The sequence below is a fragment of the Ruegeria sp. AL7 genome (genome assembly GCF_056536105.1).
The window spans coordinates 1,535,449-1,560,267 of record NZ_JBQFJF010000001.1 but is presented as its reverse complement, the minus strand read 5'-3'; the positions used below and the strand labels follow the sequence as shown (position 1 = coordinate 1,560,267).

Genomic DNA, 24,819 nt, shown 5'->3' with positions numbered 1-24,819 from the left:
AGGTCGCAGAAAACAACCGGGCAAGCGCGACGCATGACGACGCGTCAGTTTATCGCAAAAAATTTGCAGATCGGCAAAAAACGACTTGCAAATTTTTGCAAAATTACAGTTGAAGCACAGTTTTTGTCGCAGCAATAGAAAGTTTTGCAAAATTGCAAACTATTGCGTGCAAATATTGTGCCGTTCCGAGAATCAGCTCAACCAGCCGTTTTGGCGTAACGTGGCAGCTTGTCCTGAAGGTTCAGCCAGGGCAGGTGGTCGGCGTGGAACACGTGAAACTGTGGCGGCAGGGTCTCCGGGTTGTCCAGCGTTGCGGTGTAAAGATGAATGTTCACCGTATCGCGCGCTGTGCGATAGGCCATCTGGGTTCCGCAGTTGCCGCAAAACAGACGTTCAACCCCTTCCGATGAGCGATAGATCTTTGGTGCCTGACCCAACCATCTGACCGCCTCATGCGGCAGCCCGAAAAAAGCCGTGACCGGCGCGGCGCAGTTTCGCCTGCAATCTGAACAGTGGCAATAACAGCTCCACGCGGCTTGGGCATCGCTTTCCCAATGCACGGCGTTGCAGTGGCAATGTCCTTTCATGCGCTTCCCCCCCCCTGTTGGCAGGGGCGCCAGCAAGGCTGCCCCCGGTTAACCGTAATGCGCCACGGGTGTTCCTGCAATCGCCGCCATGTTCAGCAGACCGCGCGCGGTGATGGATGGAGTAACAATATGGGCCTTGTTGCCCATGCCCATCAGGATCGGGCCAACTTCAATCCCGTCCGCCTTCATCTTCAGAATATTGCGTACACCACTGGCAGCATCTGCGTGGGCGAATATCAGAACGTTGGCCGCCCCCTCTAGTCGCGACGCTGGGAAGATACGCGCCCGCAGGTCTGCATCCAAAGCCGCATCCAGATTCATTTCGCCTTCGTAGACAAAATCGCGCGGCTGCCGATCAAGGATTTCAAGCGCCGCCCGCAGCCGTTTGCCTGATCCTTCAGCCTGATTGCCGAATTGCGACTGCGAACAGAAGGCAATTTTGGGTTCGATCCCGAACCGGCGAACATGTCGCGCGGCGCCAATGGTGGTTTCGGCCAGTTCTTCCGGCGATGGCAATTGCCGTACATGCGTATCGGCAATGAACAGGGGGCCATCTTCCAGGATCATCAGGGACAACGCACCATGCGGGCGCAGTTTGCTGTCGTCCAACACCTGTTCGACATAGTTCAGGTGCCAGCGGAATTCACCAAATGTGCCGCAGATCATGCTGTCCGCTTCGCCACGATGCACCATGATCGCACCAATGGCCGTTGTGTTGGTGCGCATGATCGCCTTGGCCAGATCCGGCGTCACACCGCGGCGCTGCATGATCTGGTGGTAGGAAGTCCAGTAATCGTAATAGCGCGGGTCGTTCTCCGGGTTAACGATCTGACAGTCCTTGCCCGGACGAATGGTCAGCCCCAGCTTTTCACATCTGGTTTCAATCACATCGGGTCGCCCAATCAGAATTGGCGTTTCCGTCGTCTCTTCGAGAATGGCCTGCGCAGCCCTCAAAACCCTTTCATCTTCACCCTCGGCAAAAACGATGCGACGGGATGCGACGGCCGCGGCCTCGAACACAGGACGCATCAGAAGGGCTGATTTGAAGACCGACTGGTTGAGCTTTTCCTTATAGGCTTCAAGGTCCTCGATAGGGCGTTTTGCAACACCGCTTTCCATGGCGGCCTTGGCAACCGCCGATGACACCACGCCCACAAGACGTGGGTCAAATGGTTTTGGGATCAGGTACTCCGGGCCAAAGGTCAGTTGTTCGCCCTTATAGGCAGCCGCCGCCTCGGCACTTGTGGTTGCACGCGCCATTTCAGCAATACCATCCACGCAGGCAATCTGCATCGCGTCGTTGATCTCGGTCGCGCCGACATCCAAAGCACCCCGGAAGATAAACGGAAAGCACAGCACGTTATTGACTTGATTGGGAAAATCGCTGCGCCCCGTGGCGATGATTGCGTCTGGTGCTACTGCGCGCGCGTCCTCTGGCAGAATTTCCGGCGTCGGGTTGGCCAGGGCGAAGATGATCGGGCGGCTGGCCATTTTCCGGACCATATCAGGCTTTAGAACATTTGGGCCGCTGAGACCCAGAAACAGGTCGGCCCCACCAATCACATCGTCCAGCGTCCGCAAATCCGACTTCTGCTCGAACTGTGACTTGTGCGGGTTCATGTCCTCGGCCCGTCCTTCGTAGACAAGCCCGTGAATGTCGCACAGCCATATGTTTTCTCGCTTCACACCCAGCTTGACCAGCATGGTCAGGCACGCGATCCCGGCTGCCCCGCCGCCGGTCGACACGACTTTGATGTCCTCAAATGACTTTCCGGCCACATGCAGCGCATTCTTGGCCGCAGCACCGACCACAATGGCGGTTCCATGCTGGTCGTCATGGAAAACCGGGATGTTCATACGCTCCCGGCAGAGCTTTTCGACGATAAAGCAATCGGGGGCCTTGATGTCTTCAAGGTTAATGGCGCCAAATGTTGGTTCAAGGGCACAGACGATATCCGCAAGCTTTTCGGGATCGGGCTGATCGACCTCGATATCAAAACAGTCAATACCTGCGAATTTCTTGAAAAGGACGGCCTTGCCTTCCATAACCGGCTTCGAAGCGAGTGCTCCGATATTCCCCAGGCCAAGCACCGCGGTGCCGTTTGAAACCACGGCGACAAGATTGCCGCGCGCCGTGTAACGTTCCGCATTGGCTGCATCGGCCTTGATTTCAAGGCTGGCCTCGGCCACGCCGGGCGAATAGGCGCGGGCCAGATCGCGCCCGTTGGCCATCGGTTTGGTAGCCTTGATCTCAAGCTTTCCGGGTTTGGGAAATTCATGATATTCGAGCGCAGCTTGTCGCAGGCTGGGGGTGTCAGACATCGGCGATTCAGCTCCCATTGAGAATTTGATTTAGCCTTAAACTATTTTTTTGGACTTGGCTACGCTACGTAACTCTGCCGTGATGTCGCAACCGTGAATTCGGATTGATATTGTCTGAGTTCATTTTCGCCTTTTCACATTGTGACGACCAAGATCACTCTGGCAAGGCCGTTGTGACATTCAGAACTGATGACCCGGCTGGTAACGAACGAGGGATCATTAGGTTGGATGTTGGTTGCAGCGGTGTTGGGCGGTTGTCGTCACCCAGATTTGGTCGAGTTCATCACGCTGAACGGCGGAGTTTTACCTGTGATTATTGAAATGCGCTTCTTCGTTATGGAAGAAATGCCGGAGATGTTCTTTTCGGTTGGCATTTTGACCTCTGTTCTGATCGGATGGCCAAAGTTGCAATTCGAAGAGAATACTGATGACCAAGACATCCGATCTGGCGAAAACGCACGCTGAAATTCGCCTGCCCACACAGGAAATTCGCGACGACATCCCTTTTTACACAAAAAAACTGGGGATGAAGATGGACATGATTTATCCCGCTGACGATCCGCGCGTCGCGGTGTTTTCGGGGCATGGCGTGCGGTTGCGCATTGAAAAAGACGCACCGGAAAGCCCAGGAACATTGCGTATCCTGACGGATAATCCGTCAGATTTCGCCGGTGGTGAACGCGTTCTTGTAGCCCCGAATGGCACCCGAATCGAAGTTGAAGAACGAAATCCGCCACTGGTGATGCCAGAGACCGTGCATTCCTTTGTCGTGCGCAGGCTCAAGGATCAGGCCCCCTGGATCATCGGTCGGGCCGGGATGCACTATCGCGATCTGGTGCCGGATCGGTTGGGTGGGTCGATTATTGCCAGCCATATCCGCATTCCCGATGGTGGGCCGGTTCCGGATATGGTGCATTTTCACAAGGTCGGGTTTCAGCTGATCTTTTGCATCCATGGCTGGGTGGATGTGGTCTATGAGGATCAGGGCGAGAAAATGCGTCTGACAGCGGGGGACTGCTTTATTCAACCTCCGGAAATCCGGCACCGCGTTCTTGAAGCTTCTGATAATGTTCAGGTCATTGAGATCGGAGTGCCGGCTGAGCATGTCACAGAGATCGACCATGACATGACACTTCCCACTCCGCACATCCGCCCGGACCGCGAATGGCAGGGGCAACGCTTTGTCTATAATCAGGCCAAGGGTGCCGAGTGGATGCCCTTCCGCCTGCCGGGGTACATCTGCCGCGACACCACGATTGCCGAGAACACCAAGGGTGTCGCTGGGGTGCAGGTTGTGCGCAAAGGGTCGGGTGATCCGGAATGGGCCAGCCATGACACCGACATTCACTTTACCTTTGTGATGGACGGCGAGGTCACCCTGGAAGGCGAGGGGCGCGATCCCTACCGGCTGGAGCAAGGGGATGCTTTTGTCATCCCACCTGGGATGCGCACACGGTTGTCCGAGCCAACAGACAATATCGAATTGTTGGAAGTCACCTTACCCGGTACCTTCAACACAACGCTGGGTTAAGCGAAAAACATGGGTCAGGGGCTTCAAATTCCCCGCCTTAATACGTTAGCGTGCAAATTTCTGACCAGATGATCAAAAATGAGGATTCGCCATGTCGCTGAAAGACGCTGCCTTGTCTGTCCGGGAAAACGCCTACGCGCCATATTCGAACTTCAAAGTTGGCGCAGCGCTTCGGTCTTCTTCGGGTCATGTCTTTTCCGGGTGCAACGTCGAGAATGTGGCATATCCCGAGGGGACCTGCGCGGAAGCAGGTGCAATTGCCGCAATGGTGGCCGCGGGCGAGCAGGAACTGACCGAGGTCTACGTGGTTGCCTCCAGCCCTCAGCCTGTGCCGCCTTGCGGTGGATGCCGTCAGAAGCTGGCCGAGTTTGGCAAGCGCGATGTAAAGGTTACTCTGGCAACCGTCGATGGTGCGGAGTTTGAGACAACCATCGGAGATTTGCTGCCGGGTGCGTTCGACGCGTCGCACATGGAGGATGTCTGAACGCATGGACGCCCGTTCAATCATAGCCAAACTGCGCAGGCACGAAGTCCCAGGCCGCGACGAGCTTATCTGGTTCGCGCAAGGGTTGGCAGACGGCAGCGTCAGCGATGCGCAGGCCGGGGCGTTTGCCATGGCCGTCTGTATGGGCGGGCTGGGTCCTCAGGGGCGTGCGGACTTGACGATTGCGATGCGCGATAGCGGCGATGTTCTCGGTTGGGATGTGGACGGGCCGGTGATCGACAAGCACTCGACCGGTGGGGTCGGGGACTGCGTCAGCCTTGTGCTGGCTCCGGCGCTGGCGGAATGTGGTGCTTATGTGCCGATGATCTCGGGTCGGGGTTTGGGGCACACGGGTGGAACATTGGACAAGCTCGAGGCGATTCCGGGTGTCAGCACTCAGATCAGTCAGGACCGACTTGCGCAGATATTGCGCGAAACGGGTGCGGCTATCGTCGGCGCGACGGGCCAGATTGCACCGGCGGACAAGCGGCTTTATGCAGTTCGGGACGTGACGGCGACGGTCGAAAGTCTGGATCTGATCACAGCGTCGATCCTGTCCAAAAAGCTGGCGGCCAGCCCGGATGCGTTGGTTCTTGACGTCAAGGTTGGCAGCGGTGCCTTTATGAAAACAATTGAGGATGCCCGCAAGCTGGCCACAGCATTGACCGAGACTGCGAACGCGGCTGGGTGCCGGACTTCGGCGGTGATCACGGACATGAACCAGCCTTTGGCCCCGGCGCTGGGCAATGCACTGGAGGTCGCGGAAGTGATGAAGGTTCTGACCGGTCCTGGCGCTTCGCCACTGGTGGACATTTCTGCCGAGTTGGGCGGCGTCCTGCTGGCCGATGCAGGCATGTGCATCTCGGTCGAGGAGGGGCGTGAGCAGATCGCCAAGATCATCCGTGACGGTCGCGCCGCCGAACGGTTTGGCCGCATGATGGCAGCGGTTGGTGGTCCTGTGAAATTCGTCGATACCTGGACCCGTTTCCTGCCTGAGGCGAGCGTTATTCAGGAGGTTCCTGCCCCCGAAGACGGTTACGTCTCCGCCATCGACGGAGAGGCGCTGGGCCTTGCCGTGGTCGCGCTGGGTGGCGGCCGCCAGGTCGAAAGTGATGAGATCGATCCGGCAGTAGGAATATCCAACATCCTCAGGCTGGGGGATCGTGTGTCAAAAGGTTCACCCATTGCCGTGGTCCACGCTGCACGGGAAGGCGCTGCACGGCGGGCAGCGGAAACTGTGCTGAGTGCGATGACAATCAGCGATACAGTTCCAAAGCTGCCCGATCTGATCCACGAAAGGATCAGCGTATGAGCCGAGCGTTTCTTGTCGTCATGGATTCCGTCGGAATAGGCGGGGCACCTGATGCAGACCGGTTTTTCAACGGTGATGTTCCGGATGCCGGGGCAAACACGCTGGCCCATATCGCCCAAGCCTGCGCGGAAGGCCGCGCAGTAGATGGGCGCACCGGCCCGTTGCACCTGCCCAACCTGGACGCGCTGGGTTTGGGCGCGGCTGTGCGGCTGGCGTCTGGAGACGCCACTCCGGGCCTCGATGCCGAACCTGCTGGACTATGGGGTTGCGCGCGTGAGCATTCGCCGGGTAAGGACACGCCCTCAGGCCACTGGGAACTGGCGGGCCTGCCGGTGCCTTGGGATTGGCATTACTTTCCAAACACGGTTCCGGCTTTTCCAGCGGAACTGAGCCGCGCGGCAGCCGAAGCTGCCGGGACCGAAGGTATTCTTGGTGACTGCCACGCGTCGGGGACAGCGATCATAGCCGAACTGGGTGCCGAACATATGCGCACCGGTTGGCCGATCTGCTACACATCCGCTGACAGTGTGTTTCAGATCGCGGCCCATGAGGAAAGCTTTGGGCTTGAGCGGTTGTTGGACATGTGCCGCGCGCTTGCTCCGCGCTTGCACAAGATGAAATTGGGGCGTGTCATCGCGCGCCCCTTTGTCGGAACGCCTGAGACGGGGTTCGAACGGACGACCAATCGCAAGGATTTCGCCATTCTGCCCCCGGCACCGGTGCTGACCAACTGGGTGCAGGATGCAGGGCGACGGGTTCATGCAGTGGGCAAGATCGGCGACATCTTCTCGATGCAGGGGATCGACACGCTGCGCAAAGGGTCGGATGCCCAGCTGATGCAGCACCTGTCTGATCTTATAGACGAGGCGGAAGAGGGCAGTCTGACCTTCGCCAACTTTGTCGAATTTGACAGCCTTTATGGGCATCGCCGCGACATCAGCGGCTATGCCCGAGCGTTGGAATGGTTTGACCGCGAGATCGGGGGTATCCTGAAGAAACTTCGACCAGGCGATCTGTTGCTGTTAACAGCTGATCATGGCAATGACCCAAGCTGGACCGGAACAGATCACACCCGTGAACAGGTTCCGGTTCTGATTGCGGGGCAGGGTACCGGACAAATCGGGCAAGTAGATTTTACCGATATTGCGGCCAGCATTGCCCACCATCTGAACATTCCGGCGCAAGGGCCGGGAAGGAACTTTTTATGAGCGTTGCAGACCTGCCCAAAATTGAACTGCATCTTCACCACGAAGGCGCGGCACCTCCGGCCTTCATCCGCCAGCTTGCCCACGAAAAACGCGTTGACCTGAGCGGTATCTTCAAGGCAGACGGATCTTATGATTTTCGTGATTTCGCGCATTTCCTGAGCGTGTACGAAGCCGCTTGCGAAGTTCTGAAAACGCCCGAAGACTTCCGGCGGCTGACATTGGCCATTCTTGAGGAAAGCGCTGAAAATGGCGTGGTTTATTCCGAGACCTTCCTCAGCCCTGATTTTTGCGGCGGTGGCGACCTGCATGCGTGGCGGGATTATCTGAATGCCATTCAGGATGCGGCAGACGAAGCCGAGCGTAAATTCGATATCACCTTGCGCGGTGTCGTTACCTGTGTCCGCCATTTTGGCCCCGAACAAGCCAGGCGGAGTGCCCATTGTGCGGCCGAGACCGCCGGAAACTGGATCACCGGTTTTGGCATGGGCGGCAACGAATCCATTGGCACGCAGGGTGACTTCAAATGGTCTTTCGAATGTGCCCGCGAAGCCGGGCTGCGCCTGACCACGCATGCGGGTGAGTTTGGCGGTCCTGACAGTGTGCGCGACGCTGTGCGCGATCTGGGGGTTGAGCGTATCGGGCACGGCGTCCGCGCCATCGAAGACCTTGAACTTGTTCGTGAACTGGTTGACCGGGATGTCACGCTTGAGGTGTGTCCGGGTTCGAATGTGGTTCTGGGTCTTTTCCCAGATTTTGCCGCCCACCCCATCGCGAAACTGCGCGATGCGGGCGTAAAGGTTACGATTTCCACCGACGATCCTCCGTTTTTTCACACGACCATGCGGCGGGAATATGAGATGTTGAACGCGGCGTTCGGCTGGGAGGCCGGGGATTTTGCGGCATTGAATGAGACGGCCCTGAACGCGGCCTTCTGTGATGATGACACCCGCGCGCGGGTCAAGAAAAGATTGGAGAACACATGAGCGAACACCTGACCGTCGTCGATCACCCGCTGGTGCAACACAAGCTGACGCTCATGCGGGACAAGGGCACCTCGACCGCCGGGTTCCGGCAGTTGCTGCGCGAGATCACATTGCTTCTGGCCTACGAGGTCACGCGCGACATTCCCCTGACCACGCGCAATATCGAAACGCCGATGGAAGAAATGGACGCCCCCATACTGGCAGGTAAGAAAATGGCGCTGGTGTCAATCCTGCGCGCCGGAAACGGGATGTTGGATGGGGTGCTGGAACTTGTGCCTTCAGCACGCGTCGGTTTTGTGGGCCTATATCGCGACGAAGAAACGCTGAAACCCGTACAGTATTATTTCAAGGCCCCCGAAAGCCTGAAGGACCGTTTGGTCATTGCGGTGGATCCGATGCTGGCGACTGGTAACAGCTCGGCCGCGGCCATTGACCTGCTGAAACAGGCCGGGGCGACGGATATTCGCTTTCTGTGCCTGTTGGCGGCACCCGAAGGTGTCGCGCGGATGAAAGAAGCACACCCTGACGTGCGTATCGTCACGGCAGCGCTGGACCGCGAGTTGAACTCGAAAGGCTACATCATGCCCGGTCTGGGGGATGCCGGTGACCGGATGTTCGGAACCAAGTGATCCGGTTTATTCGCCGCAAATATTCTGTAGCCGTACCCAGTCGCGGTCCGGCAGCACCTGTTCCAGCGCCCTTCCCGCCATTGGATCCGCTTCGATCAGGCCAAGAACCGTTTCGCCGGTCACATCACGGGCATAGGCGTAGGGGGTTGAGGGAAGCGCGCTTTGCGAGAACATCGCCAGCACGTCATCGTCAGAAATGGCCGGACGGGGCTGTGACAGGACCTGCTCGGTATATGTGTCGATAATCTCGGGCGTCAGTCCGCCGGTTGTCAGCAGCCTAAAGGCTGAGGTCGCGCCGGTTCTGTCCAGCAGGTCATCAAGCGGATCCTTTTGCGCGGCCCGCGCCCGTTCTGCAATCACATAACCCGCTGCAACGGCAGGATCTTCGTAATCCTCGACCAAAGCACGGCTGAGCAGGACAGTGCCGCCAGGCAAGCTGAGGCTGTCTTGAACGCCTGCTGGCAGAATGATGATCTGCCGTACGCCAGTGCGCCGGGCCAGCTGTTCCAATGAATCCCGAGCATCCCGCGACGTACAGGCCCGGCCCGAGACGCGCTCGATCCGATGCAGGATCATATCGCCGATCTCTTGCCGCTTGACCTGGGGCACGACCGAGACAACATGGTTTTGCAGCGCACCGGGCAGCCAGAACAGCAACAGGGCCAGCACAGCGGCCACGACGCCTCCGACACTCAGCCAGCGCAAACGCCCCGGGTGGGGGCGGGACCGATCAATAGCGCGCTGCAATCGGTCGATCGCTTCAAGCATCGTGGTTTCGGATTCGGCCAGCTCAAGCGTTTCATCCGGATCACCGTCCGGGTTGAATATGGCCGGAAAGGAACCAGGGTTCTGGCGTTCAAGTGCTGCCAGCGACCAGTGGGTCAGCGCCCTGTCATTGAAATCGGAAATGGTCAGGGTGGCTTCACCGATAGACACCACAACCTCGCGCCGCTGTTCATCGGGCGAAGGGCGCCACAGACCGGTGGCTTCGATCCGCTGGTACTGTTTCAGGGCCGTCATCTGGGTGGGTCTGCTCGAGTTTGTTTTGCTGCAGCTTAGCATGGTGAAATCGCAGGGCGCAAACCTGTTGCGCAGTCATTGCGAATTGTGCTGGATACCCGAAAGGATCGAGACTGTCGGTCCACGATCACAATCAGGACACGACTTCATGCAGGCGCATTCCTCATCTTCTGCTGTGCTGGCTTCGGCCCTGATGGTCAGTGCGATGGCAATTGTCGGCGTTATCGACAATGTTGTGATCCTATTGGCCGAAACCGTCGGGCTGTGGCAGTTTCATATGACCCGTGCGCTTTTGATGCTGCCGCTGATCGTCGGCCTGTCGTTTCTGGGGCTGGGTAGGCTGCGGCCTGTGCGATGGGGACCTGTCATTTTGCGCAGCGCCCTGATCACCACAGCAATGTTCTTTTATTTTGCATCCCTTGCCATGATGCCAATTGCGCAGGCGCTGGCAGGGTTGTTCACATCACCGATTTTTGTGCTGTTAATCTCCTCTCTGGTGCTCAGACAATCGATAGGGCCGTGGCGCATACTGGCCGTGCTGATTGGATTTACCGGCATCCTTCTGGTGTTGCAGCCAAACCCCAGCGATTTCGACCTGCGTACGTTGGTGCCTGTGGCGGCGGGGTTTTTCTATGCCTTCAGTTCGATCCTAACGCGTACGCATTGTTCGCGGGAAAGCACTGTGGCCATGCTGGCTGTCATGGTCATAACAATGGGTCTGGCCGGGGCGTTGGGGGTCACGTTCCTGACAATCTCGCCGGTTGTTACGGCAGACGGTGCCGAGGGGTTTGTTACGCGTGGGTGGGTCTGGGATATGGGACCTGCCATACCGTGGTTGGTTACTCAGGCTGTCGGTTCAACAATCGCGGTTTTCATGCTGATCAAGGCATATCAAGTGGGTGAGCCGTCTTATGTGGCGGTGTTCGAGTATTCTGTCATGATCTTCGGCCCGCTCTTCGCATTTGTGGCCTTTGGGCAAACCATTGGCGCCTTTCAGATTTCGGGCATCCTTATGATTGCGGCAGCGGGTCTGTTGCTGGGGTGGCGCGCCAGCCGATCCTCTGAACAGCAAAAAGTCGCCTGACGCTATTGGGTCGTATGCACGCCTAAGCCACACCGTTTCGTTACTTCCGTATCCGGTGAAACGCCGTGGATTCGGTGGATCGACAAAAGGCATTCGTTTCAGAAATGGCAAAAATGTCGGATGAGAGTCCTGGAGTGTCCACGAAAACCATCGGCAATTACGCGGAATTGGTCAAAATTGGGCGCAAATATGTCTGAAATGTGACGGGCTGGATTTTTGGTGTTAGCTCATTGGCATAAATGTTTTGTGCCAAAAGGGGGTAAGGCACGTGTCCGAAGTAACAAGTATTTCTGTTTATCTGGATCAGCTGCCAGAAGTTGATCGAACCAACAAAAAACAGGCGGTAAATGCGCGCCGTGGCGGGTTTTTGCACGGCACCAAGATTGCCACGACAGCCGGGTGGAAGCCGGTCGAACGGATCACGGTAGGTGATTTGGTTCGAACCCTCGATCACGGGTTCAAAGAGGTGCGGCGCATCTCGATAAGCGTTGTCGTCATTCCGGCCGATGAACGCCGGGTCGAATTCCTGCCGGTCCTCGTGCCTGCCCGCGCCGTATATAACGGGCGACCTGTCTGGTTGATGCCCGAACAGGGCATGGCGCTGAACCTGTCCCGGATCAATGTCACGGCCGATGCGCCTTCGGTGGTGCCCGCGCGTTTGCTGAACGGTGCCGGTCGCCTGACGTCACAGGCACCGGGGTCGTCTTTTGAAGTGTTTTCCCTGTTTTTTGATGATGATCAGGTGATCTTTGTCGAAGGCGGATTGCAGGCTTATTGCGCGTCCGGTCGCTTCAATATGCGCGGCGCAACGACAGGAACACGGTATGAAGTCGCGACCGAAGAGGTCGCCTCCGACCTGATCCATACACTTATAAGCAGGGGTGATATGTCGGCCCTTGCCAACCCATTGGGTGCGCTGCCTGCACCCATTCCCCAGGAACCGATATTTCCGATCCGCCCGCCATTTGGGGTCAGGCGACCGGGTCGACCGGGACGCCCAAGCGCGCCGGTTCTGTTCCTGCGGCCCGAATGGCAGATCTAACCAAACACTGACAAGAACGATGCGGGCGCATGGTGACATGCGCCCGCATCATTGGATTAAGCGGCCTTTGCTTCGGGGTTGAAGCGACCGTAGAAGCTCTGACCTTTTTCTGCCATCTCGCGCAGCAGTGGCGGGCAGGCAAAGCGTTCACCGTATGTCTCGGCCAATTGATCACAACGCTCGGCCGCATAGGGTGTGCCGATGATGTCCAGCCAGCTGAACGGACCACCCGACCACGGGGCAAAGCCCCAGCCCAGAATTGCACCGACATCGCCCTCGCGGATGTCTTCCAGAACACCCTCTTCCAGTGCGCGGACGGCTTCCAGAACCTGAGCAAACATCAGACGTTCCTGCACTTCGATCAGGTCAGGCTGGTCATCGGCAAGCGGATACTTCTCTTGCAGGCCCTTCCAGTATTCGACGCGCTTGCCCTTCTCGTCATAGTCGAAGAATCCGGCATTTGCCTTGCGACCCAGACGGCCCTGTTCCTCCATCCAGAAGATCAGATCGTCCGAGGGGCTTTCCGGATAGGCATCGCCCATCGCCGCCTTTGTCGCGCGGGCGATCTTGGCACCCAGATCAATCGAGGTTTCGTCGGTCAGCTGGATCGGGCCGACCGGGAAACCCAATTGCCGCGCGGCGTTGTCGATCAAAATGGGGCTGACGCCTTCAGTGACCATGCGCGCACCTTCGTTAATGTATGGAATGATGCAGCGGTTTGCGTAGAAGAAACGCGCATCGTTGACCACGATCGGGGTCTTGCGGATCTGACGCACATAGTCCAGCGCCTTGGCCACTGCACGATCCCCGGTTTCCTTGCCCTTGATGATCTCGACCAGGAACATCTTTTCGACCGGTGAGAAGAAGTGAATGCCGATGAATTGGTCAGCCCGTACCGAGGCTTTGGCCAGATCGCTGATCGGCAAGGTTGAGGTATTCGACGCAAAGATACAGTCTTCGGGGATGATCGCCTCGACCTTCTTGGTCATCTCAGCCTTGACGCCCATGTCTTCAAAGACCGCTTCGATGATCAGGTCACACCCTTTCAGGTTGTCCAGATCCGGCGTCGCGGTGATGCGACCCAGCATGGCCTCTTTTTTCTCAGCCGTGACCTTGCCGCGCTTCATGCCTTTGTCCAGATAGGTCTCGGTATAGGCTTTGCCTTTGTCGGCAGCCTCCTGGTCGCGGTCGATCAGAACCACTTCCATACCGGCCTGCGCCGATACCAGAGCGATACCAGCCCCCATCATGCCCGCGCCCAGAACGCCGATCTTCTTGACTGACTGGTCCGGGACACCAGCGGGGCGCACGGCTCCTTTTTCCAGTGCTTCCTTGTTCAGGAACAGCGACCGGATCATCGCACCTGACGAAGGGTTCATCAGCACGGACGTGAACCAGCGCGCTTCGATTTTCAGCGCGGTGTCGAAATCCACCAGAGCGCCTTCGTAAACCGCGCTCAGCAGAGCCTTGGCTGCCGGGAAAGCCCCTTGGGTCTTGCCGTTGACCATCGCCGAGGCACCGACGAAGTTCATGAAGCCCGCCGGGTGGTAGGGCGCGCCGCCGGGCATCTTGTAGCCCTTGGCATCCCAAGGCTTGACGAGATCGCCTTCCTTGGCGTTCAGCACCCAATCTTTCGCGGCTGTAACCGGGTCAGCGGCAATCTCGTCGATGTAGCCCGCGCCTTTCGCCTTCTTGACGTCCAGCATCTTGCCTTCGAGCAGCAGGGGTGCGGCGGCAATCGCGCCCACCTTGCGGACCATCCGGGTGGTGCCACCCGCGCCGGGAAAGATGCCGACCATGATCTCTGGCAGGCCGTATTTGGCCTTGGGGTTTTCGGCGGCAAAGATGCGATGCGTGGACAGCGGCAGTTCCATCCCGATACCCGCAGCGGTGCCGGGCAGGGCGGTGGCAATCGGCTTGCCGCCTTTCTTTGTCTTGGGATCCATGCCCGCCAGCTCGATCTTACGGAGCAGCGCATGCATCTGCATCGTACCTTCGAACAGGCCCTTGGCGGGATCGTCACCGGCCTGTTCTTTCATCACGGCCAGCAGGTTCAGGTCCATGCCGCCAGCAAAGGACCCCTCCTTGCCGCTGGTGATGACGATGCCTTTAACCTCGTCATCGGCCAGCGCCTGATCGATGCAATCGCTCAATTCTGCCAGCCCGTCAAAGGACATCACGTTCATGGTCTTCCCGGGCACGTCCCAGGTGATCGTGGCGACGCCGTCTGCGTCTTTGCTCAGAGTGAAATCAGTCATTGTCATCTCCAATCTGGTCAGCCGTCAGCGGGCTGCCATCCTTGCGGGTGAAGGAGAATCCGTTCTCATCAACCTTCACCATCATGTCCATGTCGCTGTAATAGCCGGTCTCGGTCGGGGTCCGTGTGCCCACCACCAGAAAGGTCATGGGCGCATCGGTGTTGTTCACAAGGTGATGGCCGTTGGCCTCACCTGCGGGCCAGGCGGCGCAATCGCCGGGCTGCATCTCGTGCTCGCCATCATCATCGACCAGCGTGCACGAGCCGCTGAGGATGATGGCAAACTCGTCCTGCTTCATGTGGTAATGGCGCAGCGATGACAGGCCCTGCGGATCCAGCCGCACGATGTTGACCCCGTATTGGGTCAGCCCGCCCGCATCGCCCACGCGCTGCGCAAAGCGACCTGTGGTCGCTTCGGCCAGCTTGCCGGGATAGGCCGAGCCGCCCTGAAACGGGATCTGAGAAAGATCCAGCTTAGGCATCAGACACGCTCGATAATGGTTGCCGCACCCATGCCGGATGCAATGCAAAGCGTGGCCAGACCGGTTTCCTTGTCCTGACGCTCAAGTTCATCCAGCAGCGTGCCGATAATCATTGCACCCGTGGCACCCAGCGGGTGACCCATCGCGATCGAGCCACCGTTGACGTTGACCAGTGCGGGATCGACATCAAATGCCTGCTGGAACCGCAGCACGACCGAGGCGAAAGCTTCGTTCACTTCAAACAAGTCCAGATCGCTGATCTTCATGCCATTGTCGGCCAAAATCTTCTCGGTCACCGGAACCGGGCCAGTCAGCATGATGGTCGGATCAGTGCCAATCTTGGCGGTTGCTTTGATGCGGGCACGCGGCTTGAGGCCGTATTTCTCGCCAAATTCCTTGTTGCCGATCAGAACAGCAGCGGCTCCGTCCACGATGCCCGAGCTGTTGCCGGCGTGGTGGATGTGGTTCACGCGCTCAAGATGGGGGTATTTCAGCATCGCAACCTTGTCGAAGCCAGGCATCTGTTCGCCCATCATAGCGAATGACGGGTTCAAAGCGCCGAGGCTTTGCATATCGGTGCCCGGACGCATGTATTCATCGCGGTCCAGAATGGTCAGACCGTTTTGATCCTTGACGGTGATCACGGATTTTTCAAACCGGTTGTCGGCCCATGCTGCCGCCGCACGTCTTTGCGATTCAACCGCCAGCGCATCCGCGTCATCACGGGTAAAGCCATACTCGGTCGCGATGATGTCGGCCGAGATGCCCTGAGGCACGAAATAGGTCTCCATCGCCAGCGAGGGGTCAACAGCGATTGCTGCACCGTCGCTGCCCATGGCCACGCGCCCCATCATCTCGACACCGCCTGCAATATAGGCATCGCCCGCGCCGCCTTTCACCTGGTTTGCGGCCAGGTTCACGGCTTCCATGCCCGAGGCGCAGAAACGGTTGATCGCCAAGCCCGGGATCGACTGGTCGAGGTCGGATGCCAGAACGGCCGAGCGCGCCAGACAGCCGCCTTGCTCCATCACTTGCGTGACGTTTCCCCAGATCACGTCTTCGACGGCGTGACCTTCCAGGTTGTTGCGCTCTTTCACCGCGTTCAGGGTCAGGGCGGACAGGCGCACCGAGGTTACCTCGTGCAGGCTGCCATCCTTGCGGCCCTTGCCGCGCGGCGTGCGCAGGGCGTCATAGATATAGGCTTCGGTCATGGGTTTTCTCCTCAAGCTCGATCCGACGGGTTGCCGGGCATCAGGTCATAGGGGTGCTTCCAACCGGGCTGTTCGGACAAGCGGGTCAGCCAGGCGTCGATATGGGGCCAGTCGGCACGGTCAAAACCGAATGGTTCAGGGTAATACAGATAGCCGCAGCAGCTAAGGTCGGCGTTGGTCACACCATCACCAACGATCCAGTCGCGGCCGTCCAGGTGGTTGTTCAGGATCTCATAAGCTGCCTTCAAACGCCCTTTATTGAATGCAATGACATCAGGGTTGCGGTGCTGCTCGGGTAGGAAATTGATCAGGAACCGCGTCAAACCTGCCATTGAGCTGAGTTTGTGATTGTCCCACAAAACCCAACGCAGAATATCGTAGTCTTCTTCCCGGTCCTTGCCACCGAACTTGCCGGATTTCTCCGTGACATAGGCCTGAATCGCACCGGATTGGCTGGTGTGAAAATCTCCATCGACCAGAACTGGTGCTTCACCCAACTCGTTTACGTCAGCACGATATTCCGGCGTGCGGGTTACACCTTTGAAGAAATCGACAAAGACCGGTTCCCACTCCAAACCGGACATTTCCAGAGCCAAAGCAGCCTTGTAGCTGTTTCCACTTTCTCCGAAGCAATGAAGTTTGATGGTCATGTGCTCGCCCCTCCCAAGGCGCATGTGGCTAGGCCGGATTTGAGTATTTTTGAAAAGATGAAGGGCAGTAGGTAACGTTTCATCAACCATCTTCGTATTCAGTGGTCGTGCGGTACAGGCTGGAGAGCCGATGACCGCAAAAGGTGAAGTCGTTCCTGTCCTGATGGCGAGTGTGCCCGGTGGCAGGGACGCATCGCCGCTTCATCTTTTCACAAATACTCCCGCCGGAGGCGTCCGGCATTCAAATTAAAGTCGCCGTTGAGTTTTCTCCGCAGCAGTTCACCTCTTCCGTGCCTCAAGTTCGGAATTGAAGATGCGCAGGCGGTGGGTCAGGTTCTCCTCATCAATCACGCTGTTGAAATTCTCGAACAAGAAAGACAGCGCCTCACCTTCGTCCAGACCGGCATCACGCGCGAACGCCTTGAGTTTGCGATACCCATCTTCAGTCATCGCAACCGGAAAGCGGCGGGTCAGGCGAAAACGTTTTGGCATTTGGTCTCCTCCGGTAAGCTGGGTCCGGGCGGTGTTGCCCGGACCCAGACTGAGATCAGAAGTTCGCCGCGTCCAGTGCCATTACCGTGTCCGCGCCGGTCTGGATTCGCGCCAGATGCATCGCTGTCGCGGGCAGGCGGCGGGCCATGTAGAAACGGCCGGTGGCAATCTTGGTCTCGTAGAATTCTTTGTCCGAGGCTCCACCATCCAGCGCTTCCTGAGCCGCTTTCGCCATTTGCGCCCACATCAGGCCCAGGCAAACATGGCCGAACATGTGCATAAAGTCATAGGAACCGGACAATGCGTTATTCGGGTTCTTCATGCCTTCCTGCATGAAATACATGCCAGCGGCCTGAAGATCCTTGGATGCGGCTTTCAGCGGTTCGATGAACGCCTTGTCGTATGCTTCGTTCTGGCCCGCGTTTTCCTTGCAGAAGGTTTTGACCATCTCGAAGAACGCCATGACGTGCTTGCCGCCATCCTGCGCCAGCTTGCGACCCACAAGATCAAGCGCCTGAACGCCATTTGCACCTTCGTAGATCATCGCGATGCGGGCGTCGCGGGTATATTGCGACATGCCCCATTCTTCGATGTAGCCATGGCCACCATAGACCTGCTGCGCCTGAACGGTCATGTCGTAGCCTTCGTCGGTCAGGAAGCCTTTGATGACCGGGGTCAGCAGCGAGATCAGCCCGTCCGCATCCTTGTCTCCCGCGCGGTGCGCCTTGTCGATCATGGTCGCGCCCCAAAGGATGAACGCGCGCGCGCCTTCGGTAAAGCTTTTCTGATCCATCAGGTTGCGACGGATATCAGGATGCACGATCAGAGGATCGGCCGGACCATCCGGGTTCTTGACACCGGTCACATCGCGACCCTGCAAACGGTCCTTGGCGTATTCCAGAGCATTCTGATAGGCCGCTTCGGCTTGCGACAGGCCCTGCATGCCCACCCCCAGACGCGCTTCGTTCATCATGGTGAACATGGCGCGCATGCCCTTGTGCTCTTCGCCCAGCAGCCAGCCAGTGGCTTCGTCATAGTTCATGACGCAGGTCGAGTTGCCGTGGATGCCCATTTTCTCTTCGATCTTGCCGACCGATACGCCGTTGCGCTCGCCCAGGCTGCCGTCTTCGTTCACAATGAACTTGGGCACAATGAACAGCGACACGCCTTTGATGCCCTCGGGGCCGCCTGGGATCTTGGCCAGCACCAGGTGGACGATGTTGTTTGCCATGTCGTGGTCGCCAGCCGAGATAAAGATCTTCTGGCCGGAGATCTTGTAGCTGCCGTCACCCTGCGGTTCTGCCTTGGTGCGCATCAGGCCCAGATCGGTGCCACAATGTGGTTCGGTCAGGTTCATGGTGCCGGTCCATTCACAGCTGACCATGTTGGGCAGGTATTTGTTCTTCTGCTCGTCTGTCCCGTGCGCCAGAATGGCCGAGGCTGCGCCATGGGTCAGGCCCTGATACATGGTGAAAGCCTGGTTGGAGCCCGAGAACATCTCACCCACGGCTGTGCCGATCACGTAAGGCATGTTCTGGCCACCATACTCTTCCGGCATGTCGAGGCCAGTCCAGCCACCTTCCTTCATCTGCTCGAAGGCGTCTTTGAACCCGGTAGGGGTGTACACAATGCCGTTTTCCAACCGGCACCCTTCGGTGTCACCAACAACGTTCAAAGGATGCAGGACGTTGGTGGCAACCTTGCCTGCTTCTTCCAGAACTGCGCCGGTGAATTCGGGCTCCAGTTCGTCATAGCCGGGGATGTCCGACTGCGAGACTTTCAGAACATCGTGCAGAATGAACTGCATGTCTTTGGTTGGCGCGTTGTAAACGGGCATGTGAAGCTCCCTTAATTCATATGTCCGGAAGGCAGGGCGAGGTTACTCGGCCGCCTTCTTTTCCTGTTTCATCGAGGCGATGACTTTCTCGCCCCAGCGCAACTGCTCTTTCAGATCGTCGATGGCCTGCGTCAGCTCTTCGCGGCGCGATTCCATGTCAGCCAGACGCTCGCACGCGATTTCATATGTGCGATTCATCTGGGTGACCTGTTGATCGCCCACATGGTAGAGATCCAGCAGCTGTCGAATTTCCTCGAGGCTGAACCCGAATCTTTTGCCGCGCAGGATCAGCTTCAGCCGCGCCCGGTCACGTTTGGTGAACAGACGTTTTTGGCCTTCGCGGATCGGGAACAGTAGTTCCTTTGCCTCATAGAACCGCAAGGTGCGTGGTGTGACATCATAGGTCTCGCACATCTCGCGAATGGTCATCACATCTTCGGTCATTCGTCATACTCTCGTCACTGGCGTCATGAGACATGAATTGCGCAGTTGGTGGGCGCTTTACAACATGTGAGTGACGTTTACGTAATCCAGACGCTGCGTCACTTTTAAGTTGACGTAACATCCGTGCACGTAAGCAGCTTCCGGCGTAATTTTGTTACCGTTACGTCAACTAATTTCCGGCATGAATAAACGGGTGCCTTGAAGGGGATGCGCACCGGTTTTGACAGGTTCTGCCACCTGCAATGCTTAGTTATGAAATATCGGAAAAGGTTATTCCAGCGACTTGGCCGTTTGGTTGCGCAGGCTTTTGAGTTCGTCCATTGCCTCATCCAGCTGCTGGCGCTGCTGCTGAAGCTCACTCATCTGGCGGTCCGCCATTTCGACAAAGGTGGCCATCTGGGCCTCGTTTCCCTGATCTTCATAGATCAGTAGCCATTGGCGAATCTCTTCTAGAGGAAAACCAAACTTTCGGCCGCGCATGATCAGTTTCATCCGCGCGCATTCCCGGGCCCCATAAAAGCGCGAACGCCCTTCGCGGTCCGGTTGCAAAAGCTCGATATATTCGTAGTAGCGCAAGGTGCGCGGTGTCACGTCAAACTCGGCGCACATTTCTTTGAATGACAAACGGTTGTTGGACATTCCCGGTCTCCTCGTCAGCAACCTAGGCGGTCCCGATCCCAAGCGCAACAGGCAGGCTTGCTCTTTACCGGAACACCGGCTCATAAAGGCGGTGCAGAGAACAGGACGCATACCCATGGTCGATAAGACAGTTTTAGCCCGCCAGTTTATCGAGGCGATCCCCCATGCGCGGGCATTGAACCTTACGCTCACGCAGATCGGCGAAGGTGAGGCTGAGATAACCTTGCCCTACAACGAAGACCTGATCGGGGATCCGCGCACAGGGGTGATACATGGGGGGGCGATATCCACGATTCTGGACACCTGTTGTGGTGCTGCGGTGATGAGCCACCCATCGGCCCCCGGAGGAACCGCAACAATCGATCTGCGGATAGACTATATGCGCGCGGCGACGCCAGGTCAGACGATTACTGCGCACGCCGTCTGTCACCATATCACGCGAAACGTTGCCTTCGTGCGGGCCACCGCAATGGACAACGACACGGACCTGCCGGTGGCGACTGCCTCGGGCTCTTTTACGGTTGAAGGGAAGTAATATGCCAAGACCTCGTCCCGAGCCGATGCAGGTGGTCAAGCAGCGCCGCGATGCAGCCCTGCGTGCGCTTGTCGACGGCGTACCGTATATACGTTTTCTGAACATCAGTTTTGACAGGCGCGGGGATGAACTGACCGGCGTTTTAAATTTCGATGACAAGCTGATCGGCAATCCGTTTCTGCCTGCAATTCATGGCGGCGTGACGGCTGCCTTTTTGGAAGTGACAGCCGTTATCACGCTGAGCTGGGAACACATATTCCCAAGTATAGAAAACGGTGAGATCGATGCAGATGCCATCGTGTCAGACGAAAGCATCCGGTTTCCGAAGACGATCGACTTTACCGTCGACTATCTGCGTTCCGGCTTGCCGCGAGACGCCTATGCGCGGGCGTTTATCAGCCGGTCCGGGCGGCGTTACGCCTCGGTACGGGTTGAAGCCTGGCAGGACAATCATGCGAAACTGTTTGCGCAGGCCTCCGGGCATTTCCTGATGCCGCAACCGCCTCGGGGCAAGAGCTGACCATGCAGGACGCCTCGGCGCCCATCACGCATCGACGGGTACTGAAGATCGCTGTGCCGATTGTCCTGTCGAACGCCACCGTTCCGATTCTGGGGGCAGTTGATACCGGCGTTGTCGGCCAGTTGGGGCAGGCTGCGCCTATTGGTGCGGTCGGGATCGGTGCAGTGATCCTGTCAACGATCTACTGGATCTTCGGTTTCTTGCGGATGGGAACCACCGGGATGGCGGCGCAGGCACGCGGGGCAGGCGACGCTGTTGAAACCCGGGCATTGCTGATGCGCGGCCTGATGCTTGGCGGCGCGGCTGGGCTGTTCTTTATCCTTACACAAGTGGCCGTGTTCGCGGGTGCGTTCGCTTTATCTCCGGCGAGCCCCGAGGTCGAAACGCTCGCCCGCGCCTATCTTGAGATTCGAATTTGGGGGGCGCCAGCAACTATCGCGCTTTATGCGGTTACCGGATGGTTGATTGCGGTTGAACGCACGCGTGGGGTTTTTGTTCTTCAGGTCTGGATGAACGGATTGAACATCGTTCTGGACCTGTGGTTTGTGCTTGGTCTTGGCTGGGGTGTCGAAGGGGTTGCCATAGCCACTTTGATCGCGGAATGGACAGGTCTGGCGCTGGGCCTTTGGCTGTGTCGGGATGGGTTCGAAGACGGAATCTGGCGTGACTGGGCCCGCATATTTGACGCTGCCCGACTGCGCCGGATGTTGCAGGTCAACGGCGATATCATGATCCGGTCGGTTTTGCTGACCGGATCCTTCACGACCTTTCTTTTCGTCGGTTCGGATCTGGGTGATGTCAATCTGGCGGCCAATCAGGTCTTGCTTCAGTTTCTTGAAATCACGGCTTTCGCGCTGGACGGGTTCGCCTTTTCCGCCGAGGCGCTGGTCGGAAGCGCGGTGGGTGCCAGAGACAGGTATCAGGTGCGCCGCGCGTCTGTCATGACCTCGCAATGGGGTGTCGGGGGCGCCCTGTTACTGGGTGCGGTTTTCTTTGTCGCCGGACCGGCGTTGATCGACCTCATGTCGACCTCACCGCAGGTGCGCGAGGCCGGGCGCGAGTTTCTTGTCTGGGCCGCGTTGGCACCCGTTATCGGTGTGGCAAGCTGGATGTTTGACGGAATCTACATAGGCGCCACCTGGACCCGGGCAATGCGCAGCGCGATGTTCCAATCGGTTGTGATCTATCTGGTTGCGCTGTTTATTCTGGTGCCGAGTTTCGGAAATCACGGCCTGTGGGCCGCGTTGATGGTGCTTAATATCGCGCGCGGCGTGACTTTAGGATGGCGCTATCCCAAGCTCGAGGCGCAGGTGGCCTAGAGCAGCGCAAGAAGGTTTTCCGGTGGACGCCCGATGGCGGCTTTATCCCCCGCAATGGCAAGCGGACGTTCAATCAGGATCGGGTTTTCAGCCATGGCCCGGATCAGGGCGTCGTCTGGCGAGGTCTTTGTCAGCCCCAGTTCCTTGAACCGGGATTCTCCGGTGCGCATCATCTCGACGGGCGAAAGCCCCAAGGCGGATTGTGCCGCTCGCAGCTCATCAATTGATGGTGCATCCTCAAGATATTTGCGCACCGTGACCCGTGCACCATTTTCTTCCAGCAATGCAAGACCGGCGCGGGATTTTGAACAGCGCGGGTTGTGCCAATATTCGATCATAGCCAGTCCTCTCGTTTGCTGCCGACGGCCTGAGCCACATTGTCAAAGCCGTCGCAGGCCAGCAGTTCATCCAGCCCGTTCGCAATGTCAGCCGCCAGAGAAATGCCGCCATACACCATCGCCGTATAGAACTGCACAGCAGATGCCCCGGCGCAGATCTTGGCATAGGCCTGTTCCGCATTGCTGATGCCACCGACGCCGATCAGGGGAATGTCACCCCCGGTCAACTGGCTGAGCCGCGCCAGAACACGTGTTGATTTCTCGAACAGCGGTGCGCCGGACAGTCCGCCGGTTTCACCTTTGTGCGAACTGCGCAACCCGTCACGCGACAGGGTGGTGTTGGTGGCGATCACGGCATCCACACGGGTCTCGCGCGCAACATCAGCAATGTCCTGCAACTCGGCATCGGTCAGGTCCGGCGCGATTTTCAGGAAGATGGGCAGCGGGCGAGGCAGCGCATCACGGGTTTCAATCACACCGTTCAAAAGCGCGCTTAGCGCCGCCTTGCCCTGCAAATCCCGCAGCTTTTCCGTATTTGGGGATGACACGTTGACCGTGGCAAAATCCAAATGCGCGGCACAATGCGCCAGCACCTTTACGAAATCACCCGCGCGATCCTCGCTGTCCTTGTTGGCGCCCAGATTCAGGCCGATCACCGCATTTTGGGGGCGATCAGCAAGCCGTTTTGCCATCACCTCCATGCCTTCGTTGTTAAAGCCAAAACGGTTGATCGCCGCCTTGTCCTCGGTCAGGCGAAACAGGCGTGGTTTGGGGTTTCCCGGTTGCGGGCGCGGTGTGACGGCCCCGACTTCGATGAAACCGAACCCTGCGCGCGACAGCGGCGTCAGAACTTCTCCGTTCTTGTCGAAGCCCGCGGCCAATCCTACCGGATTCGGCAGGTCCAACCCGGCAAGGCTTGTTTTCAGGCGCGGCGTTGCCACCGGCCCCGGCGCAGGCGCAAGCCCCGCCTTCAAAGCCCTGATCGACATCCCGTGGGCGGTTTCGGGATCCATGCAGTGCAGGGCTGCAAGCCCGAATTTCTCGGTCAGTTTCATCCGAACGCTTTCCCGCTTTTGCTTGATCCGCACCGGATCAGGCGCGAGGTCTCTACCGCAGCCTGCCGATGGACCACCGCCGCCCGGTAGGCCGGATCAGTCACCATTTCAAGAAACGCATATGCAGTCGGATAGCGCGCGATAAAGACGGCATCCCATACCTCATCAGCCGGTCCGATCAGTGTCGTTTCAAAGACACCCCGCCATAGGATGCTTGCCCCGATACGGCCAATGATTGGGGCGGTTTCAATCCCGTATTTCTGATAGGCCTGCGCCCCGGTCAGCCCTGCGCCCGCCAATTCATGTGATTTGGGATACTGCGCCTCGGCGCGGAACTTCACCAGATTGAGCATCTCGATCGGCTGGTCGCGGTCCAGGGCCTTGAATGCCTCGAACTGGGCGCGATCCGGATCGACATAAGATATCATACCATGTCCCCGGGAAACTGATGTGCCGTACCGACAAAAGGCAGGGGTCGCGCCCAGACAACGTCGCTTAACCTGATCTGACGATACAGATGTGGAAACAGGGCGTCTCCTCGCGACACTTCCCATTTCAGGTCATCGCCCATGGCGTCGGCATCACAGGCCAACAGCGTAAGCCCTTCAACGCCCGCAAAATGCTTGGCAGCGGTTTCAGCAGCTTGTTCAGAGGTAGAAAAGTGAACAAACCCGTCTGACACGTCAATGGGTGCTCCGTCTGTGGCGCCCAGACTTTGCAGTTCAGCCCATTCGACGGCTCGGAAAATCTTGTAGATCAGCATGATGACCTGATGCCCCGCACGGCGCTTGGAATCAAGCTGGATTTCTCCTTTGACTCTCGGTCGACATAAGCGCAC

At 58.0% G+C, this 24,819-nt stretch carries 27 protein-coding genes; 12 read left to right on the top strand and 15 right to left on the bottom strand.

Features of this window, described 5'->3' with window-relative positions; translation table 11 throughout:
- Positions 1-197: 197 nt before the first annotated feature.
- Both ACR3E2_RS07745 and ACR3E2_RS07740 read right to left on the bottom strand, forming a co-directional pair.
- Positions 198-587, bottom strand: a complete 390-nt coding sequence (locus ACR3E2_RS07745) for a GFA family protein (RefSeq protein ID WP_480484268.1) — start codon at positions 585-587, stop codon at positions 198-200.
- Positions 588-635: 48 nt separating this feature from the next.
- Positions 636-2,909 carry an NADP-dependent malic enzyme gene (locus tag ACR3E2_RS07740; RefSeq protein ID WP_267365814.1) on the bottom strand — a complete coding sequence of 758 codons (2,274 nt, stop codon included), beginning with the start codon at positions 2,907-2,909 and terminating at the stop codon, positions 636-638.
- 189 nt (positions 2,910-3,098) lie between these two features.
- On the opposite strand from ACR3E2_RS07740, the gene ACR3E2_RS07735 reads away from it, so the two are divergent.
- From ACR3E2_RS07735 to upp, 7 genes are all read left to right on the top strand, one after another.
- Complete coding sequence (locus tag ACR3E2_RS07735) at positions 3,099-3,374, top strand: hypothetical protein (protein ID WP_480484267.1); 276 nt, start codon at positions 3,099-3,101, stop codon at positions 3,372-3,374.
- Positions 3,337-4,440, top strand: coding sequence for a cupin domain-containing protein (locus ACR3E2_RS07730; RefSeq protein ID WP_480484266.1), 1,104 nt, complete (start codon positions 3,337-3,339; stop codon positions 4,438-4,440). The genes ACR3E2_RS07735 and ACR3E2_RS07730 overlap by 38 nt, the downstream gene beginning before the upstream one ends.
- Before the next feature lie 91 nt (positions 4,441-4,531).
- Positions 4,532-4,924 (top strand): cytidine deaminase, encoded by a 393-nt coding sequence (locus ACR3E2_RS07725; RefSeq protein ID WP_267365809.1) that lies wholly within the window; start codon positions 4,532-4,534, stop codon positions 4,922-4,924.
- 4 nt (positions 4,925-4,928) lie between these two features.
- A complete protein-coding gene (locus ACR3E2_RS07720; RefSeq protein WP_480484265.1) occupies positions 4,929-6,236 on the top strand; it encodes a thymidine phosphorylase in 1,308 nt (435 codons plus the stop codon).
- Positions 6,233-7,444 carry a phosphopentomutase gene (locus ACR3E2_RS07715; RefSeq protein WP_480484264.1) on the top strand — a complete coding sequence of 404 codons (1,212 nt, stop codon included), beginning with the start codon at positions 6,233-6,235 and terminating at the stop codon, positions 7,442-7,444. The genes ACR3E2_RS07720 and ACR3E2_RS07715 overlap by 4 nt, the downstream gene beginning before the upstream one ends.
- Positions 7,441-8,427, top strand: coding sequence for an adenosine deaminase (locus ACR3E2_RS07710; RefSeq protein ID WP_480484263.1), 987 nt, complete (start codon positions 7,441-7,443; stop codon positions 8,425-8,427). Before ACR3E2_RS07715 ends, ACR3E2_RS07710 begins: the two co-directional genes overlap by 4 nt.
- On the top strand, positions 8,424-9,056 hold the full coding sequence (gene upp / locus ACR3E2_RS07705; RefSeq protein WP_480484262.1) for a uracil phosphoribosyltransferase: 633 nt from the start codon (positions 8,424-8,426) through the stop codon (positions 9,054-9,056). The genes ACR3E2_RS07710 and upp overlap by 4 nt, the downstream gene beginning before the upstream one ends.
- A 6-nt stretch (positions 9,057-9,062) precedes the next feature.
- Here upp and ACR3E2_RS07700 read toward each other — a convergent pair whose 3' ends face one another.
- A complete protein-coding gene (locus ACR3E2_RS07700; RefSeq protein WP_480484261.1) occupies positions 9,063-10,076 on the bottom strand; it encodes a hypothetical protein in 1,014 nt (337 codons plus the stop codon).
- Positions 10,077-10,224: 148 nt separating this feature from the next.
- Between ACR3E2_RS07700 and ACR3E2_RS07695 the strand changes: the two genes are divergently transcribed.
- Positions 10,225-11,160, top strand: coding sequence for a DMT family transporter (locus ACR3E2_RS07695; protein ID WP_480484260.1), 936 nt, complete (start codon positions 10,225-10,227; stop codon positions 11,158-11,160).
- A 268-nt stretch (positions 11,161-11,428) separates the two neighbouring features.
- Positions 11,429-12,202, top strand: a complete 774-nt coding sequence (locus tag ACR3E2_RS07690) for a Hint domain-containing protein (RefSeq protein WP_480484259.1) — start codon at positions 11,429-11,431, stop codon at positions 12,200-12,202.
- A 56-nt stretch (positions 12,203-12,258) separates the two neighbouring features.
- Here the strand turns inward: ACR3E2_RS07690 and ACR3E2_RS07685 are convergent, their stop codons facing one another.
- The 8 genes from ACR3E2_RS07685 to ACR3E2_RS07650 form a co-directional block, all read right to left on the bottom strand.
- Positions 12,259-14,460, bottom strand: coding sequence for a 3-hydroxyacyl-CoA dehydrogenase NAD-binding domain-containing protein (locus ACR3E2_RS07685; RefSeq protein ID WP_480484258.1), 2,202 nt, complete (start codon positions 14,458-14,460; stop codon positions 12,259-12,261).
- Positions 14,453-14,941, bottom strand: coding sequence for a cupin domain-containing protein (locus ACR3E2_RS07680; protein WP_267364657.1), 489 nt, complete (start codon positions 14,939-14,941; stop codon positions 14,453-14,455). The genes ACR3E2_RS07685 and ACR3E2_RS07680 overlap by 8 nt, the downstream gene beginning before the upstream one ends.
- Positions 14,941-16,152 (bottom strand): acetyl-CoA C-acetyltransferase, encoded by a 1,212-nt coding sequence (locus ACR3E2_RS07675; protein ID WP_480484257.1) that lies wholly within the window; start codon positions 16,150-16,152, stop codon positions 14,941-14,943. The genes ACR3E2_RS07680 and ACR3E2_RS07675 overlap by 1 nt, the downstream gene beginning before the upstream one ends.
- 11 nt (positions 16,153-16,163) lie before the next feature.
- A complete protein-coding gene (locus ACR3E2_RS07670) occupies positions 16,164-16,802 on the bottom strand; it encodes a glutathione S-transferase family protein (protein ID WP_480484256.1) in 639 nt (212 codons plus the stop codon).
- A 279-nt stretch (positions 16,803-17,081) separates the two neighbouring features.
- A complete protein-coding gene (locus ACR3E2_RS07665; protein ID WP_209503252.1) occupies positions 17,082-17,294 on the bottom strand; it encodes a hypothetical protein in 213 nt (70 codons plus the stop codon).
- A gap of 55 nt (positions 17,295-17,349) precedes the next feature.
- Positions 17,350-19,131 (bottom strand): acyl-CoA dehydrogenase C-terminal domain-containing protein, encoded by a 1,782-nt coding sequence (locus ACR3E2_RS07660; RefSeq protein WP_480484255.1) that lies wholly within the window; start codon positions 19,129-19,131, stop codon positions 17,350-17,352.
- A gap of 42 nt (positions 19,132-19,173) precedes the next feature.
- Positions 19,174-19,575 carry a MerR family transcriptional regulator gene (locus tag ACR3E2_RS07655; protein WP_209503256.1) on the bottom strand — a complete coding sequence of 134 codons (402 nt, stop codon included), beginning with the start codon at positions 19,573-19,575 and terminating at the stop codon, positions 19,174-19,176.
- Between the two features lie 270 nt (positions 19,576-19,845).
- Positions 19,846-20,214, bottom strand: coding sequence for a MerR family transcriptional regulator (locus ACR3E2_RS07650; protein WP_480473538.1), 369 nt, complete (start codon positions 20,212-20,214; stop codon positions 19,846-19,848).
- 115 nt (positions 20,215-20,329) lie between these two features.
- Between ACR3E2_RS07650 and ACR3E2_RS07645 the strand changes: the two genes are divergently transcribed.
- The 3 genes from ACR3E2_RS07645 to ACR3E2_RS07635 are packed head-to-tail and all read left to right on the top strand — an operon-like array spanning position 20,330 to position 22,588.
- Positions 20,330-20,749, top strand: coding sequence for a PaaI family thioesterase (locus ACR3E2_RS07645; protein ID WP_480473537.1), 420 nt, complete (start codon positions 20,330-20,332; stop codon positions 20,747-20,749).
- Between the two features lies 1 nt (position 20,750).
- A complete protein-coding gene (locus tag ACR3E2_RS07640) occupies positions 20,751-21,269 on the top strand; it encodes a PaaI family thioesterase (RefSeq protein WP_480484254.1) in 519 nt (172 codons plus the stop codon).
- Between the two features lie 2 nt (positions 21,270-21,271).
- On the top strand, positions 21,272-22,588 hold the full coding sequence (locus tag ACR3E2_RS07635) for an MATE family efflux transporter (protein ID WP_480484253.1): 1,317 nt from the start codon (positions 21,272-21,274) through the stop codon (positions 22,586-22,588).
- Here ACR3E2_RS07635 and arsC read toward each other — a convergent pair.
- Genes arsC through ACR3E2_RS07615 form a run of 4 tightly spaced genes read right to left on the bottom strand, consistent with a single transcriptional unit; the run spans position 22,585 to position 24,744 of the window.
- Positions 22,585-22,926 (bottom strand): arsenate reductase (glutaredoxin), encoded by a 342-nt coding sequence (gene arsC / locus ACR3E2_RS07630; RefSeq protein WP_480484252.1) that lies wholly within the window; start codon positions 22,924-22,926, stop codon positions 22,585-22,587. The two genes, ACR3E2_RS07635 and arsC, sit on opposite strands and share 4 nt — an antisense overlap.
- A complete protein-coding gene (locus ACR3E2_RS07625) occupies positions 22,923-23,981 on the bottom strand; it encodes a quinone-dependent dihydroorotate dehydrogenase (protein WP_480484251.1) in 1,059 nt (352 codons plus the stop codon). The genes arsC and ACR3E2_RS07625 overlap by 4 nt, the downstream gene beginning before the upstream one ends.
- On the bottom strand, positions 23,978-24,409 hold the full coding sequence (locus tag ACR3E2_RS07620; protein ID WP_480484250.1) for a DUF1330 domain-containing protein: 432 nt from the start codon (positions 24,407-24,409) through the stop codon (positions 23,978-23,980). Before ACR3E2_RS07620 ends, ACR3E2_RS07625 begins: the two co-directional genes overlap by 4 nt.
- Positions 24,406-24,744 carry a DUF952 domain-containing protein gene (locus ACR3E2_RS07615; RefSeq protein WP_480484249.1) on the bottom strand — a complete coding sequence of 113 codons (339 nt, stop codon included), beginning with the start codon at positions 24,742-24,744 and terminating at the stop codon, positions 24,406-24,408. The genes ACR3E2_RS07620 and ACR3E2_RS07615 overlap by 4 nt, the downstream gene beginning before the upstream one ends.
- Between the last annotated feature and the right edge of the window lie 75 nt (positions 24,745-24,819).

Coding starts and splice junctions, on each gene's coding strand:
- ACR3E2_RS07745 (WP_480484268.1), bottom strand. CDS start 587: ATGAAAGGACATTGCCACTGCAACGCCGTGCATTGGGAAAGCGATGCC.
- ACR3E2_RS07740 (WP_267365814.1), bottom strand. CDS start 2,909: ATGTCTGACACCCCCAGCCTGCGACAAGCTGCGCTCGAATATCATGAA.
- ACR3E2_RS07735 (WP_480484267.1), top strand. CDS start 3,099: ATGACCCGGCTGGTAACGAACGAGGGATCATTAGGTTGGATGTTGGTT.
- ACR3E2_RS07730 (WP_480484266.1), top strand. CDS start 3,337: ATGACCAAGACATCCGATCTGGCGAAAACGCACGCTGAAATTCGCCTG.
- ACR3E2_RS07725 (WP_267365809.1), top strand. CDS start 4,532: ATGTCGCTGAAAGACGCTGCCTTGTCTGTCCGGGAAAACGCCTACGCG.
- ACR3E2_RS07720 (WP_480484265.1), top strand. CDS start 4,929: ATGGACGCCCGTTCAATCATAGCCAAACTGCGCAGGCACGAAGTCCCA.
- ACR3E2_RS07715 (WP_480484264.1), top strand. CDS start 6,233: ATGAGCCGAGCGTTTCTTGTCGTCATGGATTCCGTCGGAATAGGCGGG.
- ACR3E2_RS07710 (WP_480484263.1), top strand. CDS start 7,441: ATGAGCGTTGCAGACCTGCCCAAAATTGAACTGCATCTTCACCACGAA.
- upp (WP_480484262.1), top strand. CDS start 8,424: ATGAGCGAACACCTGACCGTCGTCGATCACCCGCTGGTGCAACACAAG.
- ACR3E2_RS07700 (WP_480484261.1), bottom strand. CDS start 10,076: ATGACGGCCCTGAAACAGTACCAGCGGATCGAAGCCACCGGTCTGTGG.
- ACR3E2_RS07695 (WP_480484260.1), top strand. CDS start 10,225: ATGCAGGCGCATTCCTCATCTTCTGCTGTGCTGGCTTCGGCCCTGATG.
- ACR3E2_RS07685 (WP_480484258.1), bottom strand. CDS start 14,460: ATGACTGATTTCACTCTGAGCAAAGACGCAGACGGCGTCGCCACGATC.
- ACR3E2_RS07680 (WP_267364657.1), bottom strand. CDS start 14,941: ATGCCTAAGCTGGATCTTTCTCAGATCCCGTTTCAGGGCGGCTCGGCC.
- ACR3E2_RS07675 (WP_480484257.1), bottom strand. CDS start 16,152: ATGACCGAAGCCTATATCTATGACGCCCTGCGCACGCCGCGCGGCAAG.
- ACR3E2_RS07670 (WP_480484256.1), bottom strand. CDS start 16,802: ATGACCATCAAACTTCATTGCTTCGGAGAAAGTGGAAACAGCTACAAG.
- ACR3E2_RS07665 (WP_209503252.1), bottom strand. CDS start 17,294: ATGCCAAAACGTTTTCGCCTGACCCGCCGCTTTCCGGTTGCGATGACT.
- ACR3E2_RS07660 (WP_480484255.1), bottom strand. CDS start 19,131: ATGCCCGTTTACAACGCGCCAACCAAAGACATGCAGTTCATTCTGCAC.
- ACR3E2_RS07655 (WP_209503256.1), bottom strand. CDS start 19,575: ATGACCGAAGATGTGATGACCATTCGCGAGATGTGCGAGACCTATGAT.
- ACR3E2_RS07650 (WP_480473538.1), bottom strand. CDS start 20,214: ATGTCCAACAACCGTTTGTCATTCAAAGAAATGTGCGCCGAGTTTGAC.
- ACR3E2_RS07645 (WP_480473537.1), top strand. CDS start 20,330: ATGGTCGATAAGACAGTTTTAGCCCGCCAGTTTATCGAGGCGATCCCC.
- ACR3E2_RS07640 (WP_480484254.1), top strand. CDS start 20,751: ATGCCAAGACCTCGTCCCGAGCCGATGCAGGTGGTCAAGCAGCGCCGC.
- ACR3E2_RS07635 (WP_480484253.1), top strand. CDS start 21,272: ATGCAGGACGCCTCGGCGCCCATCACGCATCGACGGGTACTGAAGATC.
- arsC (WP_480484252.1), bottom strand. CDS start 22,926: ATGATCGAATATTGGCACAACCCGCGCTGTTCAAAATCCCGCGCCGGT.
- ACR3E2_RS07625 (WP_480484251.1), bottom strand. CDS start 23,981: ATGAAACTGACCGAGAAATTCGGGCTTGCAGCCCTGCACTGCATGGAT.
- ACR3E2_RS07620 (WP_480484250.1), bottom strand. CDS start 24,409: ATGATATCTTATGTCGATCCGGATCGCGCCCAGTTCGAGGCATTCAAG.
- ACR3E2_RS07615 (WP_480484249.1), bottom strand. CDS start 24,744: ATGCTGATCTACAAGATTTTCCGAGCCGTCGAATGGGCTGAACTGCAA.